Origin of the sequence: Granulicatella balaenopterae, from assembly GCF_900111135.1 — a bacterium.
Lineage (GTDB): Bacteria > Bacillota > Bacilli > Lactobacillales > Aerococcaceae > Granulicatella > Granulicatella balaenopterae.
Genome location: NZ_FOGF01000022.1, coordinates 19,181 through 35,849, shown reverse-complemented (window position 1 = coordinate 35,849; position 16,669 = coordinate 19,181). Strand labels below are relative to the sequence as shown.

The 16,669-nt window shown below is 34.4% G+C and carries 14 protein-coding genes and 1 pseudogene; all 15 read right to left on the bottom strand.

Annotated features, from left to right (window positions below; all coding sequences use genetic code 11):
• Nucleotides 1–208, bottom strand: a 208-nt coding sequence (locus BMX09_RS06090) for a hypothetical protein (protein ID WP_218138926.1), incomplete at its 3' end; no start/stop codon positions are given.
• 160 nt (nucleotides 209–368) lie between these two features.
• Nucleotides 369–686, bottom strand: a pseudogene (locus tag BMX09_RS06085) (hypothetical protein); the annotation flags it as partial.
• A 156-nt stretch (nucleotides 687–842) separates the two neighbouring features.
• Nucleotides 843–2,192 carry a magnesium transporter gene (gene mgtE / locus BMX09_RS06080; RefSeq protein WP_089746813.1) on the bottom strand — a complete coding sequence of 450 codons (1,350 nt, stop codon included), beginning with the start codon at nucleotides 2,190–2,192 and terminating at the stop codon, nucleotides 843–845.
• A gap of 364 nt (nucleotides 2,193–2,556) precedes the next feature.
• Entirely contained in the window at nucleotides 2,557–2,859 is a 303-nt protein-coding gene (locus BMX09_RS06075; RefSeq protein WP_089746812.1) for a helix-turn-helix domain-containing protein, read from the bottom strand.
• Between the two features lie 289 nt (nucleotides 2,860–3,148).
• Nucleotides 3,149–3,391 carry a hypothetical protein gene (locus BMX09_RS06070; protein ID WP_089746811.1) on the bottom strand — a complete coding sequence of 81 codons (243 nt, stop codon included), beginning with the start codon at nucleotides 3,389–3,391 and terminating at the stop codon, nucleotides 3,149–3,151.
• A gap of 148 nt (nucleotides 3,392–3,539) precedes the next feature.
• Entirely contained in the window at nucleotides 3,540–3,878 is a 339-nt protein-coding gene (locus BMX09_RS06065) for an adenylate kinase family protein (RefSeq protein ID WP_089746810.1), read from the bottom strand.
• A gap of 258 nt (nucleotides 3,879–4,136) precedes the next feature.
• Nucleotides 4,137–5,333 carry a MalY/PatB family protein gene (locus tag BMX09_RS06060; protein ID WP_089746809.1) on the bottom strand — a complete coding sequence of 399 codons (1,197 nt, stop codon included), beginning with the start codon at nucleotides 5,331–5,333 and terminating at the stop codon, nucleotides 4,137–4,139.
• 179 nt (nucleotides 5,334–5,512) lie between these two features.
• Nucleotides 5,513–6,838, bottom strand: coding sequence for a PTS sugar transporter subunit IIC (locus tag BMX09_RS06055; RefSeq protein WP_089746808.1), 1,326 nt, complete (start codon nucleotides 6,836–6,838; stop codon nucleotides 5,513–5,515).
• A gap of 40 nt (nucleotides 6,839–6,878) precedes the next feature.
• Nucleotides 6,879–7,211, bottom strand: a complete 333-nt coding sequence (locus tag BMX09_RS06050; protein WP_089746807.1) for a PTS sugar transporter subunit IIB — start codon at nucleotides 7,209–7,211, stop codon at nucleotides 6,879–6,881.
• A gap of 1 nt (nucleotide 7,212) precedes the next feature.
• Nucleotides 7,213–7,536, bottom strand: coding sequence for a PTS lactose/cellobiose transporter subunit IIA (locus tag BMX09_RS06045; protein ID WP_456152173.1), 324 nt, complete (start codon nucleotides 7,534–7,536; stop codon nucleotides 7,213–7,215).
• A 9-nt stretch (nucleotides 7,537–7,545) separates the two neighbouring features.
• Nucleotides 7,546–8,589 (bottom strand): aminopeptidase, encoded by a 1,044-nt coding sequence (ypdE, locus tag BMX09_RS06040; protein ID WP_089746805.1) that lies wholly within the window; start codon nucleotides 8,587–8,589, stop codon nucleotides 7,546–7,548.
• Nucleotides 8,586–10,487 carry a BglG family transcription antiterminator gene (locus BMX09_RS06035; RefSeq protein WP_089746804.1) on the bottom strand — a complete coding sequence of 634 codons (1,902 nt, stop codon included), beginning with the start codon at nucleotides 10,485–10,487 and terminating at the stop codon, nucleotides 8,586–8,588. Before BMX09_RS06035 ends, ypdE begins: the two co-directional genes overlap by 4 nt.
• A 583-nt stretch (nucleotides 10,488–11,070) precedes the next feature.
• Entirely contained in the window at nucleotides 11,071–11,799 is a 729-nt protein-coding gene (locus tag BMX09_RS06030; protein ID WP_089746803.1) for a hypothetical protein, read from the bottom strand.
• Between the two features lie 189 nt (nucleotides 11,800–11,988).
• On the bottom strand, nucleotides 11,989–12,429 hold the full coding sequence (gene agaF, locus BMX09_RS06025; protein ID WP_089746802.1) for a PTS galactosamine/N-acetylgalactosamine transporter subunit IIA: 441 nt from the start codon (nucleotides 12,427–12,429) through the stop codon (nucleotides 11,989–11,991).
• A gap of 15 nt (nucleotides 12,430–12,444) precedes the next feature.
• Nucleotides 12,445–16,665: a polysaccharide lyase family 8 super-sandwich domain-containing protein gene (locus tag BMX09_RS06020; protein WP_089746801.1), complete on the bottom strand. Its 4,221-nt coding sequence runs from the start codon at nucleotides 16,663–16,665 to the stop codon at nucleotides 12,445–12,447.
• Between the last annotated feature and the right edge of the window lie 4 nt (nucleotides 16,666–16,669).

Here is a 16,669-nt window from a genome sequence, read left to right as displayed (position 1 = left end):
ATTTACGGTATCTCTTTGTACGTAGAAGTTGGCCATAATTTTTTCTTATCAGTCTAACAAGCTCATTACCTGCTTTGCGTATCTTATCAGAAAGAGCCACAACTTTAAGTACAACAGAATAAGGCATATCGGTCTCAACGACCAAAATATGCCTGTCAGAAAGTTTATGATATTTTTTCAGAATTTTGTTGTATCCTTTGTCAATCATGGCTTTTCTACTCCTCAATATACTTAATTACTGTAAATACATGCAAAGTTTTCAAGTTCCTTTTTCCACTCGGCTGGGATGGAAATATGGATTTGTATGTTATCTTTTTTAGGTCGTACCATTATGGCCATTTGCTTTCTATGTTTTGTTTATACATATATTATATATGTTTATTATATGCTATTGTCAAGTAAAGAGAAGCCGCTTTCATCCCGCACGCAAGCATGTGGGTTTTCGCCGCAAATTTATAACCAAGCGAGATAACTCCCCCAAAAGGCAAAGCATACAACAAAGTAATCGCAGTCGCCTTACGTATACTAATCGCAAACAAATCCATAAAAATAGAAGTAACAGCCTCCATCAAGGCAATCGAAGACGTCAAAGCTGCCAAAAATACCATCATAAAGAATCCCATACCAATCACACGACCAGCACTCATCCCTAAGAAAGCTTTCGGCAAAGTAATAAACATCAATGCCGAACCAACTGTTAAAGTCTCCTGACTACCACCCGCAAAAGCAAAGACAGCCTAAAAAATAGGATCAATGATTTTACTCATCAACCCTATAAATTATAGAACCCTTTATCCTTACACTTATTTCTTTTTATCATCAACTTTTTTCTCGACTTCATATTAGCTTAACTGTAATAAATTCATAGCAATATAAAAATAGATAATTAAACTTAATGCATCTACTATTGTGGTAATTAGTGGAGCAGCCATTATAGCTGGGTCTAATTTTAATAATTTTGCGCCTATAGGTAGTAATCCACCAATCACTTTTGCTATAATAACGGTCACAAATAAACTTAATACCACTGTTAGAACTAATAATTTTTGTCCAGGATATTGAAGCATTAATCGTAAAAAATTGACAACACCTAAAGCAAAACCGCATATAATAGAAACACCAAATTCTTTAAATAAAACTTTTATCCAATCACTATTTTTTATCTCACCCAATGCAATACCCCTAATTATCATAGTAGATGACTGTGATCCAGCATTTCCACCAGTATCTGTAAGCATAGGAATAAATGTAACCAATAATGGTAAAACAGAGAATGCTTCCTCATATTTACTTAAAATACTACCTGTTAACATTGAACTAATCATAAGTACCATTAGCCAAGGTATTCTATTCTTTGATAACTCGAAGATACTTGTTTTAAGATAAGAATTCTCAGAAGGAAGCATGGCTGCCATCTTTTCAAAGTCTTCTGTCACTTCTTCTTCGGCTACATCAACAATATCATCAGCCGTTATAATACCAACTAATCTATTTTCTTTATCAACAACAGGTAAGGTTAATAATTTATATTTATTAAAAATATTAATGACCGTTTCCTTACTATCTTCCGTATTTACCTGAATGATATTTGTATCCATAATATCATTTATGTTAATTTTATCATCATTCATTATGAGTGTTTGCAATGAAACAACACCTAATAAATTTCTAGTATTATCCATAACATAACACATATATAATGTTTCTTTATTTTCACCATATTTTCTGATATATGAAAAAGATTCCTTCACTGTCATATCTTTTTTTAATCCTATATATTCAGATGTCATAATACTTCCTGCTGAATTTTCAGGATATTTTAGATATTCATTGATTATATTTCTTGTTTCATTACTAGCATTATCTAAAACTCTTTTAACAACATTTGCTGGTAACTCCTCAATCAAATCTACTGCATCATCAGTGTATAACTTTTCAATAATATTATTAATTTCTTTATTACTAATAGCATCAATAATTATTTTTTGCTTTTCAATATCAAGATGCGAAAATACATTTACAGATATCTCTTTTGGTAACATTCTAAAAAAAACAACTGCTATCTCTAAATCCAAATCATTTATAAGTATAGCAATATCTATTTCATTCATATTGAAAATAATATTTCTAAATTCTTTGATATTATTAGATTTTACATATTCTAATAATTTTAAGTATGCATTCTTTTTCATCATATAACCACCTCAATTAATTTTGTATTAATAATATATCAATATCATTAATTGGTTGAAGTTATATTGAAATTAATAATATTGATATAGTTATTTTATTTTTTTAAAAGCTTTTGTTTCTATTTTCGTATCGTCCATTTTTGAATCCTTTCCTATTTATTTTTTATCTAAATAATGTTTATTTTAGCATAATTTTATTTTATATTCTATGAACTACACACTAAGCTAAAGCTTAGGTACTTCTTGTTTCGTCCTCTCCTGCGTTTCCTAATCTAATTGATTATTCCTCCGTCTTACAAAAAGTCCACAAGCGTATAAGTTTGGGTAGTTCCTACCCTACTATACTCTATTTTTTATTATGCACTCATGCTGACTTGAATTTAGGGGATCCAGCCTTTTTATCTCTAAAAAAATTCTTGTATGCCGTTTGTAAATTCAACTGAACATTAGCTAAAGCTAGGCTATCTACTTCCTTTAGGTAAGGATAGTCTTTTTTATACTGGGCAGGTGTGGTTTTCAATGATTCTTTTGTTTCTCTGTAATAATCAATCTTGTCTGATAACATTAAGTTCCATATTTTTCTACAACAACCGAATGTCTTTTGCAATAATTCTTCTTGATTTTTTTGGGGGTAGACTCTATACTTGATAGCTTTATTATAGTTCATTATTTACAACACCTCCTAACCTTGCTTTTCTATATATTTTTTTGATGATATTATAACAAATATTTATTATGGCTTCCACTTTTACAATCATTTATTTTATCTCCCTCAATAATGATTGTATCAAAAATATCTTGATATAAGAATTCATCCCACAAAGCTAAAGCTTCGGAGATTTCTTGGCACTAAATTTAAAAATATTTAAAAATTAATACCAAAAATTCCATTAACTATACACGCGCTAAAAAGAAAAACCCGCAAAAGTTTTACTCACTCTCACTGGGTCATAGATTTATATTTGTTCTTTTACTGCACTAATATTAGCTAATTGGTATGTCTTTAGACAGCCATCCTTTTGAAAGATAACTCGATTCTTTAATATCCCCTCAACAGAGGCTAAAAATTGCGATGGTATCCCACTATTCGAATACAAATCTAATTGTACCAATACTAGTGACTTATTTTCTATTGCATCTTGTAACACCTGACACTTTACGGCATCTGTTTGCTGATCTAAAACTTGTTTATTGCACACGCACAACTCCCCTTATCAAAGTATTATCTTTTTATAGTATACATCAACTACCATAGAAGTCCAAATACTTAAAGAACTCAAGACATATCGTTAACTTTATGTATAATTCAAGAACTTTCCTTATAAGATTAAGCATTCAGTTCATAGCTTATGATTCGCTAATTTCAACAACCCTTGTGATACGTCCTCCGCATTTAGAGCAGTAACCATTCACTTGAATACCAAGGAAGTTATTTCTCAAATTATACTTTTCAGTAAATGTTGTTGAACCGCATTTAACACAATAAGCATTTTTTAATATTCTACGTTGCACATCTTCTGGAATTTGTTGCCAAACTCTAGCTGCTTCAAGTTCTGTAATATCATGCATTTTTAAATAATTATCACGCTCAATTTCGTATTGTATTAATTCTTTAATGGTCGGTTCATCATAACCTTCTTCACGTAAGTTATCTGCCATTTTCTTATATTTACCTGTATATTTCATTTGACTCCCCCCTTTGGCACTTCAGATTATTGTTACTTTATATTTTTATTATAGCAAATTTTAGTTGTTTTAGTTAGGGGGGGAATATTTTTTCATTCGTTTTCATTCATTTTCTTGTTTTCAAAAAAACTAGCCCCATTTCTGAGACTAGTTTGGTTTCGTTACTATTTTATTTTTTATTTATGACTGTGATTGTTATATTTGACTTGTGTAGCTTTTTAACTGATCCAGGAGCTGTTACTGTTGGAATTCCTCCACTTATCCCTTTGTTTCTTCCATTTCATATAGATAATCCATGGCTTTTTTGAAGCGGTGGAGGCCTTCTATTAGTTTGGCTTTTGGGCAGCCGCAATTTAAGCGGAGGTATTTTTCACCGTTTATGCCATAGATTTCGCCTTTCATGATGGCTACTTTGCCGATGTGGATGAGGGCATCTTGAATCTGTTCTGAGGTAAATGGAACATTTCTTGCGTCGATCCAAGCTAGATAAGTACCGTCTGGCATCTTGAATTGGAAGTCTGGTAATTCAGTCTTAATAAATTCTGCGACTAGACGCATATTTTCACGGATGTAATCGACTAATTGATCAACGTAATCGTCACATTGGGTATAGCCGACCATTGTAGCGTACATGCCGAAGATGCTGGCAGAGTTTAAGAAGTCACGTTTCCTTGTTTGGACTAAGAATTCTTCTCTGACCCAATCTTGTGGCACGATTAAATAAGAGCCGATTAAGCCAGGTACGTTCAAAGTTTTCGAGCAAGATGACACGAGATATAATTCCTCATAATCAGTAACATACTTCAAAATTGGTTGATGCACCCGACTTTTCAATTGCATATCCATGTGAATCTCATCGGAAATAATCTTAACTTGATGCTTTTTACATAATGCGATGAGCTGTTTTAATTCCTTTTCCGTCCAAATGCGGCCTGTCGGATTATGCGGTGAACATAATAATAATATTTTGGCGTCACTTAATTGTTGGTCTAATAGCTCAAAATCAATCAAGAAGTCGCCGTCCACCTTTTGTAAATGATGCGATACTAATTGGCGATGATTGGCTTCGACAACATTAAAGAACGCATCATACATTGGATTAAAACTAACGACCTTCTCACCTTCTTCAGAAAACATGCGTATTAAGACAGCGATTGAATACATAACACTTGGTGAATACATCACCCAGTCTTCCTTTATCTGCGTAGTAAAGCGACGATCAAAATACTGGCTAATGGCACCTTTAAAATCATAGTGATTCCATCTTGTATAACCATAAATTTCATGCTTGGCTACGTCAACTATTTTTTCGGTTATGGGCTTAGGAATTTTAAAGTCCGTATCTGAAATCGAAAATGGCAGCAAATCTTTTTCACCAAAACGATCTTCAATATAATCCCATTGTGTGCAATAAGTTCCTAAGCGGTTATTTACTTCATCAAAATGATACTCCATTCCTAATCACCTTCCATTTCTAAGATTACTAAATCTTTTGACACTTCCTTCATATCAGTCATTGTTCGTGTAGAAATGCCTGAATTTTCTGAATATGTTTTGCCAAAAGCTCATCTCCTCTTTGATTTTACCTGATAAAAAAAGGCAAGCACGAGGCCTGCCTTAATTTGTCTTAATCATTAGAAGTCTAAATCTAAGTCATCTAATAAAGCAGCATCTTCTTTGGAAATAATCGATTTCGCTTCATCGCTTTTTTCTTCACGTTGTAATTCACGTTTTTCATATAATTTGAAGAATGGATACCAAATTAAGATTGATAAGACTAATTGGATACCATTTGCGACTAGTGACATGGCATCTAAGTTTGTTAGCCAACCTTCTAGGAATACCCCTACATATGGTGGAGTGAAGATTGAACATTTCACCCAGCCAAAGTGCATCATCCAGTGTGGAATTGTACCAATGATACCGCCACAGATTACGTATGGAATGAAGAAGATTGGGTTTAATACGATTGGTGCACCGAATAAGATTGGTTCATTAATACCAAATAGTGCAGGAATTAATGCGACACGACCAACTTGTTTTTGTGCTTTAGATTTAGATAATAAGCACCAGAATACTAAACCAATTGTCACCCCTGTACCAGTAAAGTTACCGAATGCTGATTCAACACCAGGCGTAAAGAAGTGCATTGCTTGTCCGCCCGCTTGTACTGCTTCAATATTTTCCGCTAAGAATTGAGTAGAAATTGGACTGGTGATGGGACTCAAAACAGATGGGTGAATACCAAAGAAGAATAATAGACAACGCAACATTTGTAAGAAAGTAACCGCAAATGGATTGTCCATAGACCCTACTAATGGCGCAAACAACATGGTGAAAATCATTGGTGGTAAGACATCCAGACCATTCACACAAATAATACGGATTAATAAGAAGAATCCAATAATAATGACTGAGATTGGAATCATCTCAAATGAGCGTGAGACAAAATCAGGTACATCTTCTGGCATTTTAATTGTGAAGTTTTTCTTTTTACACCAGCGGAATAACTCAACAGCCACAATTGATGCGAACATCGCTGTGAATAATCCTTTAGGCCCTAAGAAACTAGTCATAATGCCACCATCTTCAGTATAATCAACTGCTAACATTAAGAATGAGATAATAGCCATACTGATGGTTCCAGGTACGTCTAGTTTGTAAGAACGTGCTAAATGATAGGCAATAAAGGCTGTAACATATAAACTCATCAAAGCCATCCCAACTTTAAACGGGATATAAATCATATCAAGGTTCGCTAAAATCCATTGTGATAATGCATTATCTTCACCGATCATATTAGGAATCGCTTCAGGAATCAAACAGAAACTTCCAATAATTAATAGTGGCGTTAAAGCTACCATTGATTTTTTAATGGCGCTTAGGTGAACTTGCTTATCCATCTTATTCGCCAGCGGGTTCAAATATTTATTCATGAAACTCTCAAATTTATTAGACATCATAATTCCTCCCTTTCATGTAAAGTGTGTACTAGTTCATTTATTTGTTCATATCAGCTTTCTTTTTAGCAATTAAGACCATTTTCATAACTGTTGCGCCATCCATTTTACCGTATGTATCTTTATCAACAATCACATGCGGAATATGGTATGGATCGATAATGGGTTTGATATAGTCAATTTTGTGCGCAATTTGCGGTCCGATGACTAACACATCGGTATCTTCCACTTCAGCATTCAATAAATCAACCGGAATTGCTTTAAACTCAAAATCTGCCTCATCTAATTTTTTACTATCATGAACAATTTTTTTCATATTATCCATTAACATCGTAGTTGAAAAGCCACCTGCACAACATAATACAATTTTCATCTTATTTTGCCTCCTTCGCTTCAAATACATTAATCATCTCTTCAATCAAATCACGTGCCAATTGCGCCGTCATATAGTGATCTTGCGCATGAACCATCAATAAATTCAATTCTGGTCGATTGTCGCCTCCATTCATTTCATTAATAATTAATTGGGTTTGTATCTTATGAGCCTCAATATCCTCCTCTCTTGCCTCATCCAATAATTTTCTTGCTTCCTCATATTTTGACTCTTTGACCAATTTCAATGCTTCGAAGGCTTTTGTCTTACTTTCGCCTGCACTGGCAATTAAGGTCATGACACTTTGCTCAAATTCCGTCATTATCCTCACTCCTTAAAAAGAGATAAATTCTTGATATTTTTCTTTTGTTAGACTAGTTGCTATTCTAACGATCAACTCAATCGTATGTTCCAAATCAGCCATATGGGTTAACGACCATGGCGCATGACAATAACGTAGCGGAATGCCAATCACTAAAGCTAACTTACCCTCACGTGATAAATGGGCACTCCCAGCATCCGTTCCGCCACCACCAAACATATCGGCTTGATAGGGAATCTGGTGTTTTTTGGCTGTTTCCTTAACAAATCGCAGCAACTTCTCATTAGGCGCCAGCATCCGATCATAATGCACAATCATCGGACCATGCCCAATTAGGCGGTGATTCGCATAATTTTTAACTAATTCAGGATTATTCGCCACATCCACCGCAAAGACAATATCCGGATTAACGCGATAAGTCGCTAATTTGCCACCACGAACCCCCACCTCTTCACTACTAGTCGCCGCCATATAAATATCCGCTTGATGCTCCAAGGTTTTAAGACGTTTTAACGCCTCACAAATCACATAACAGCCCGTCCGATCATCCATCGCCTTCCCAGCATAGACTTCCGGACGATTAAATGGTGTACAATGACTATCAAAAGTAACCATATCACCAATCTCCACGCCTAAAGCAGCAACTTCTTCCTTAGAATCCACGCCTAAATCAACATACATCTCCTTAACAGCGCCCTTATCCGTCTTAGTCACATTCAAGATGCCATAGACCTTCTGACCAGCCGCCGTTGTCACACGCACCCGTTGATTCTCCTTCGCCTTATCTAAAACACCACCCAGAGTCACCAAATATAAAAAGCCAATCTCTGAAATATGGCGCACTAAAAAACCAACCTCATCCATATGGGCACAAAACATGACTTTCACGCCATCCTCCTGAGTGCCTCTTTGATGGAATATCGTACTGCCAATCTTGTCATACATCACTTCATCGGACGAAGCACACATTTCCTCTTTTAAAATATCACGAACCTCAGACTCCTTAGACGCCACCGCATCCGCATTACTAAGTCTGATCAATAATTCTTCATTCATAAATTCACACCATCCATTTCTTTCAAAATGATCATCAATTCATCAAATGTCTTATGCTGTAAAATATACTGTAAGCGTAACTGGTCCTTCATTAATAAATACAACTTTTTAGTAATCTCTTTATGAATCTCGTAATCATTCTTGGTCAAACACACCATAAAAATCAATTGAACCTCACGACCATCATGCATCAACGGCTCCTCCAAAATACAGACCGACAACACATTCTTCTTGGCCGACAACTCAATTGGGTGAGGAATCGCCACACCATTCATATAAATCGTCGACATATACTCCTCACGCTCCAAAACATTTTTAAGATAATACTGATCACCAAAGCCACAATCCTCAATCTCCTGAGCCATCTCAGTTAAAATCTTCAGATAATCTCGCTCACGACTCACCTTAAAGAAATCCCGATTAAAAATCTCATACGGATACTCCTTAATATCCTCAATCGAAAACGAATCACAATTATCAAACTGCAAAACTTGACGAATTCTCACCAAATCCAAATCATCTAGCATCTCCTTAATGAAAATAACCGGCGCATCAAATTCTTGACTCAAAGGCATAATCGTAAAAATCAAATCCGGCTCAAATTGCTGCAATTCCCTCATTTGCAAATAATTAAAAGCCTCAACTTCCGCCTTAGTAAAAAGCGACTCAATTTGTAATTTTAATAAAAAAGCACTACCGCCACCTGACGAGCAGACCACCCCAATCCTATTAAAACGCTCAAACTTACGCTCACGCTCCTTCTCCATATGAGCCGCAAAATGAGTCGCAATAAAGCCCGCCTCATCTTGAGTAACTTCAACATTGTATTTTTCTTTCAACATATCACTAAACAAAATCGCAATATTGAAAATCATCGGATAACGAATACAAATCTCTTTAATAAGTGAATTTTTATATGAAATCTTCTGATATAGACGGTCAATCAATAAAGAGACATGCATATATAACGACTCCTTAAACGCCTCATCAGCTTGAAAATTCGTATCATACTCCTCATCAACTTGTACCAAAAACTCCTCCACATCCTGCTTCAAACTATCGGATATAGAATCCGTCAGCACTTTTTGACGAATATTAATCTCCATTACTTGCACTATTTGAGTAAAAGACTCCTGATTCACAACAATAGAAAAATTGGCCTCCAACATCTCCTTCAACTTCCAACAGACACGCTCAATAGCCGAATCTGCCTTCAACCGTATTGGAGAAACTTTTTTAGGATGTGCCATATGATATAAAGTCGACACCTCTAACCAAATAATCACATTCTTTAATTCATGGTAATTAATACTTAACTCTTCCTTTTCAATCTGCTTCATTAACAAAGAATTCACTTGAGAAAACTTTTCCTCAATCTCTGACAATTTGCTTTTTAGATAAAGATTATCCTCAAAATAAGTATCAAACAATAACTTCTTCACCTTAACACAATCACCAACCACACGAATCCCATAATGACGCTTCTTCTCTAAAACTAACTGATACGCTGCCAAAAATTCTTCAACCTCAGCCAAATCCTTCTTAACACTTGTCGTCGAAATTTGGAACTCATCACCCACTTGTGCCATTGAGACAAAATCCGGCTGACACACCAAATAAATCGCAATACTCTTTGTGCGCTCCTTAGCTTCCATCTTCATATTACTTTTTAAAAAAACTATAAAATAATCTAATAAATCTTGATTAATAATTTCTAATAAATACCCACGCCCACGACGCATATGCAATTGATAGCCATGACGTGAAGACATTGTCACCAAATAAGACATGTCATTTTGAATCGTACGCTTTGATACAGCATACTTTTTAGCAAAATAATCTATCGTCAAATAATCATCAGCCGAAACTAATTCTTCCATGATTGAATATATCCTCATCGACACCTCCCCTTTCTATCTCGGTACCGCTTACATCTTCATTATAACGTATATACCATCATTGAAAAGATGAACCTTTTCATATTTATATGCAAAAAGTGACTGAAACATACAAACTATCAATAAAAAATAGGATTAATGATGTTACTCATTAACCCTATAAATGATTGAACCTAAAAAGACGTCCATCTCATCACCTATATAGATGATAAAATGAACGCCTAAAATAAATAAAACCCAAAACAATGACTAGAAACTTAAGGGGTGCTTATAAAAATTAAGTATTGCAACTGGAAAGGAGTAGCAATTGACTGTTTATGAAGCGCTCTTCTTGTACATTTCTTTTATTGATTTCATTATTATAATCTTAACACTTGTCTTTGCGATAATTAAAACAGAACAAAATACCGTCCTTTAAGCCGGGAACGGTTAGTTTAAAGTAAAATCATTAAGTAGCCACCATTAGGGTTCTATTGAGGACGTGCGTCAACACGTCCCTTTTTATTTATTGTAACATATGGTAAAAATATTCTTCAAGTAATATCTTCTTATTTTTTATGATTTCAGTAGTGGCTTTGACTTATTATTTTTTAATTTTTTCTTTGATTGTTTGAATGATTTTAGTGCCTTTTTGCTTTGGTTGCTCTTGATGTGCTTTTGCCGTTTGTAGTTCGTTGGCTTGAGCAAGACGTAAAATCTCTTTGAATAAGACTGCTTTATTGGCAACTGATTGCTCTACTTTTTGATTGGCTTTTTCAGTATTTTCTGCTAATAAATGAGCTTCATTTTCATCGCTTAAAATTTTAAATGTCATTAAAGCATCATTCAATTCAATCAGACGCTCATAATCCGTCTTTTTCAAATTTCCAAAATCATAACACGCCCGATTCGCATTCAACTTCGGCTCTTCAGCTACTAAATAATCTCTTCCATAATATTTTTTTAATAATTTTGCGATATTAATTCGTTCTTCATTGACAATATGCACTGGAACATCAAGCTTATTTGTAATTTTTTGGTATCGATCAACAATCGCATCAAAGCCAAATAATGTACTATTCAAATTCCAATGTAAATAATTATCCGTACCACATGCTTGAATATAGTCAAAAAATGTATCAAAGAACTCTTTTTCGTTGGCAAAATCAATCATTTTAATAATTTTTGTTGTATCTGTCTTGAATGAATAGACTGCAATAGCTCTAATCTCATCGAAACCTTTACAACTATAATGTATAATCTTCCAATTATTAGTAGGCTCAATAATCTCTTCCAATAATTGTTGCGCTGCTTGTTGATCTTTTACATCCATTATATCACCATCCTATTTCCCTAGCGTTTTTGTATACGCTTACTCAATTTATATGTTACCTTAGCTTGCTATCTAATTCAAGATATTTTCATATTTTTGAAGATTTATTTTCTAAAAAAACTATTTTTTAAAATAATTTAGACAAAAAACGATGCTAGTATGGTGGCTAACATCGTTTTTGTAGTTTACTTAGATTCCATCTTCATCTTCTACTTCTTCTTCACGTTTTGAAGCATTTAAAGACATTGTTTGAATCGCTGTTTGGCCTGTTGTGATAGCTTTTTCAACTAATTGATCTACTGATTCAACAAATAATCTTGTCATTGCCACTTCAATTAGCATTGCTAAATTGACACCTGTTACAACTTTGACATTTTCTTTACCAACTGTTGCTACCATTGCAGCTTTAAATGGGCTACCACCTAATAAGTCTGCACAGACAATGATTTCTTCTACTTCTTGTTCTAATTCAGCAATCGCTGTTTTCATATTTCCTTCTAATGTTTCTAAAGGTTCATCTTCTTTAAAGGCTACAATTTTAAAAGCTTCTTGCTTTCCTGCGATCATTTTTAACGCTTGTGCTAATCCTGGAGCAAATTCTCCATGTCCTGTTAATACTAATCCAATCATTCTTCTACCATCCTTTTATTTAATGTATTGTCCATTTTTGGCAAAATGATACCAATGATGTCCGCTATAAACCCATTCATCTTTAGCCATTTCTCCATTTGTTTTTAGGTAGTAATCTCCTACCCAAGTATCGTGTAAATAATATCCATTTGCATCGACTTTAAACCAATTTGCATAGTTCTTATCATAAATCCATTCATTATGAGCCATGTATCCCCAATCTTTTAAGTAGTATGCACCTACCCATTGATTTTGAGCATAGCTGCCATCTTCATTAATAAAGAACCAGCTTTGGTAATGATTATCATAGATCCATTCATTATGAGCCATGTGACCCCATTGTTTTAAGTAATAAGCACCATTCCATGTATCATGGGCATAAGTACCATCTTCATTGATATAGAACCAACTTTGGTAATGATTATCATAGATCCATTCATTATGAGCCATGTGTCCATATTGTTTTAAGTAGAAGGATCCGACCCACTCGTCATGGGCATAGGTTCCATCTGAATGGATGTAGAACCAATCTTCACCAACTGGCATCCATTCGCCTTGAGCCATACCGCCCCAGTCTTTGAATAGATAGTATGTGCCATTGATTACTTCCCAACCACGTGCCATTTGACCATTGTCTTTTAGATAGTACCAATTGTTACCATCTTTTAGCCAACCAGTTTGCATTTCGGCTTTTTCATTAAAGAAATACCAATTCTTGCCTTCTGGTAGCCAGCCAATTGCTTTTTGGCCATCTTTTTTATAGTAAGTCCAAAAACCATTTTCTTTAATCCAACCTCTTTGTTTGCTTGGTTTTTGTTCGGCAATATGTTGAGATGATAATTTTTGTGCTTCTTCAATGATTGGAGTTAAGTTGTCACCAACTTTTGTATTATCCAATTGTTTGTTAAAGTTTGTTTTTTCAGCATCTGTTAAACCTGTCATTGCTTCGATTTGTTTCTTAGCTGCTTGAACTTTTGCCTCATGTTCGGCTTTTGCTTCTTTTTCTGCTGCTAAGTCTTTTGCTTTTTGAACGATTACATTTAAGTCCGAACCGACAGTTGCTTTTTGTAGTTCGTCGATAAATACTTGTTGCTCATCGGCTGTTAGAGTTGTTAGAGTTTTAACTTCTTTTACAGCTTCTGTGACTTTTGCCTCATGTTCGGCTTTTGCTTTGTCTTCTTTACTAATTGAAAAGACCATATATGGTGCATCTTCTGTATAAGCTTTAATAATTTCTGTAGTTGATGCTGTTGGTGTTGTTGCAATTGTTGACAGTTCTACTTCAGAAGGATTTTCTGGGTTGTAATAAGATAGTTGATAACAATTTTTAAGCTTATCTTCTTTAATCACATAGACACCTTTTGCCGTTAGTGTTATATCATCACCTACTTTTGTCGCTTCATCTGTATACTTCACAACACCCCAAATGTTTTCAGATTTATCTAAAACCATTTGAAGATCATTTGTATTGGCAACTAATTCAATTGGATTGTCCTTCATTTCTTTAGCGAATTCTTCTTGTGTACGTTTTGGATAGATAACATAAGCGTATGTATCCGGCACATTAGCTTGGTGTTCTTGCCATAATGTGATAAATTCATTCGTAACTGGTGTATCTGATTGATTAGCATTAATCTCTTTCCAACTAGCGGTTCTTGTTTCTTTGATAGTATGAAGAGCTGTTGGTTGTAAGAATTGATAACCAATATTTTTTGCATGATCGCTAAATTCTACAAAAGCTGTCTCTGCTTTTTCGTGAAGACCATCTGTTGCTTTTGTTTCATTAATATATAAAGTCGCATCTTGATTAGTGACTTTACGGTTTTCTATGATGGTTTCTGCATGTTCATTGGCTGTATCAACAATATTTGAACCTAGACAGACTAATTTGTCACCTAATAGAATCCATGCTTTATGAAGTGATAATTTTTGATTCCAGTTAGTAAAGTCCATTGCTACTGTTGCGTATTGATTGTCTAATTGTGTACCACCGACAAATTCATTTGGTGAAACAGTTGATGTTGCACCACCACTTTCTAAGTCTTCTGCCACAACTGTTGTGCCTGGTAAGCGTTTGGCATTAATTGTTGGCCAATACCCATCACTATATTGTGCTAAGTCATTATTATATAGATATACCATCCCATCTGCCATATGCCAGCCATGCGCATTTTCTTTATTCATATATTCATAATTTAAAATATGATTAGAATGCATACTAATGCCAAATGCAATATCTTTTTCTTGATTATAAATAGCAATCTTATTCATCTTATTGAATAAAGCGATATATGAATCACGGTGAGTCGCTTGGATAGAATCATCCGCTAATAAATCTTCAAATAAAGCAATATCAGAATATGATTTCAAATTATTGTAAACCGAATAATAAGTATCATCCTGTAAAATTCCTTTAATCATACCATCTAACTTCATACGAGTACTATCGTCAAAACATTGAGCAATTCTAGCAGCTCCTCTTAAGACTTCAACTGCTGCCACATGGTCTTCTGATTTTTCACGACTAATAGAACGTCCACGAGACATATCCATTAATTCACCTTTATAAATCAATGGTAAAAATGATTTTTCAATCCAACCTTGCGCAATATTTAATAAATTAGTTGGAATCTTGTGCTCACTCTTTTGAATTGTTGGTAATAATTGAGAAAATCCATCAATTAAAACATTTCCATAAGCTCCTGTATAAGCCACATTAGTATGGTCGATATAAGATCCATCAGGGAAAAAGCCTTCAATTCCATTACTATACGTTAACACAGAACCAATAGCATCAATCGCTTTATTCACTTCTGCTTCATTTTTTACTAAAACATTTGAAATTAATTTTACTTTACCAATATCAATTTGATTACCACCGATAGCGCGTTTTGGATTAACTAACATCATCATCATTGTTGCATCAGGAACAAATTTTGCAATTGGTTTGGTATAATTTGTAATTTCTTCTGCTGAAAAATATGGATACATTAAGACTAATGTATTGTCTAATGCTCTTGGGGAACCAATTTCATAATCCCACCAGTTACCATCGATTGATTTTGTTTCATTGTAGATATGCTCATTCATCCAAGCCATCATTGATCTAATCTCTTTTATCGCATCGCTATTCATATAGTATGCTGATTGTTCATTTGTTACGGCTTGAGCAATACGTTGAATACGACGATATGATTTGGTAATAGATGATGATTTTTTGGTTCCAAATTGTAAATCATCCCATAAATATGTACGGTCTGCAGCACGATTCAATGACGCTAAATACTCCTTAGTATCTTGATCGATTTCAGCTTGCATTTGTTGCATTTGTGGATTTTTTTCATTATAAAAATGATTTCCCACTAATGAATCTGACCATTGTTGACGCATCTCGTCGAAATAATCTTGTGTTGCTTCACTTACAACTACAGGAATTTCTTTTGTATAACCTAAGTCAGGATTGGTAACTGTTAACATTACTTTACCTGCCTTTTTAGGGAAAATCATATTATCCTTAATCATAACAATCTCATCATTTGCTACACTTAATTGATCCCCTGCAACTTGTGGAATAAATACTTTATCTAGTGGTAATGGTAATTCAGTAATATCATCCCATTGGCTATCAGTCGCTACTTGAACTTGCTCAGTAAACGATACATCATCAATATAAGCTGTACCTGTTCCTTGTTCAAAAAAGATTTCTAATAAAATTTTAGCGGTATCTTTTGGAGGTTTGACCACTTCTGTCACTTCTTGCCAATCAGAATTATCAATGATTGGTTTGGTTACTGTATGTGGTTCAATCGATTTATTGGCTGCATCTTTAAATTGTAAACGAACATGCACACCTTTTGAATGTAGGTCTTCTGTTTTTACACGATAAGATAATAAATATTCTTTATCTGTGTCAATATTTTTAATTTCTTGCGTTACTGCTGCTCTAAATGATTCAGTTCCACTCATTTTTAATTCATGATTCTTTGTAATTTCAATAATCGGATTATGACTACCTTTTGCAATCCAAACTTTCCAATTTTCTGCTGATTGATTACTCCAACCATTCGCTAATTGAGCTGATATTTGACTAAAGTCCCCGTTCAACACTGCATTTTGTTCTGGTGCTACAGTGACGATACCATTAAGAGTGGTAGTTTCTGCCAATACAGTAGTCGTACCTAACCCTATTCCTAAACAACAAGCCATACCAATTGTTACTTTCTTTGCATTTTTCATGATT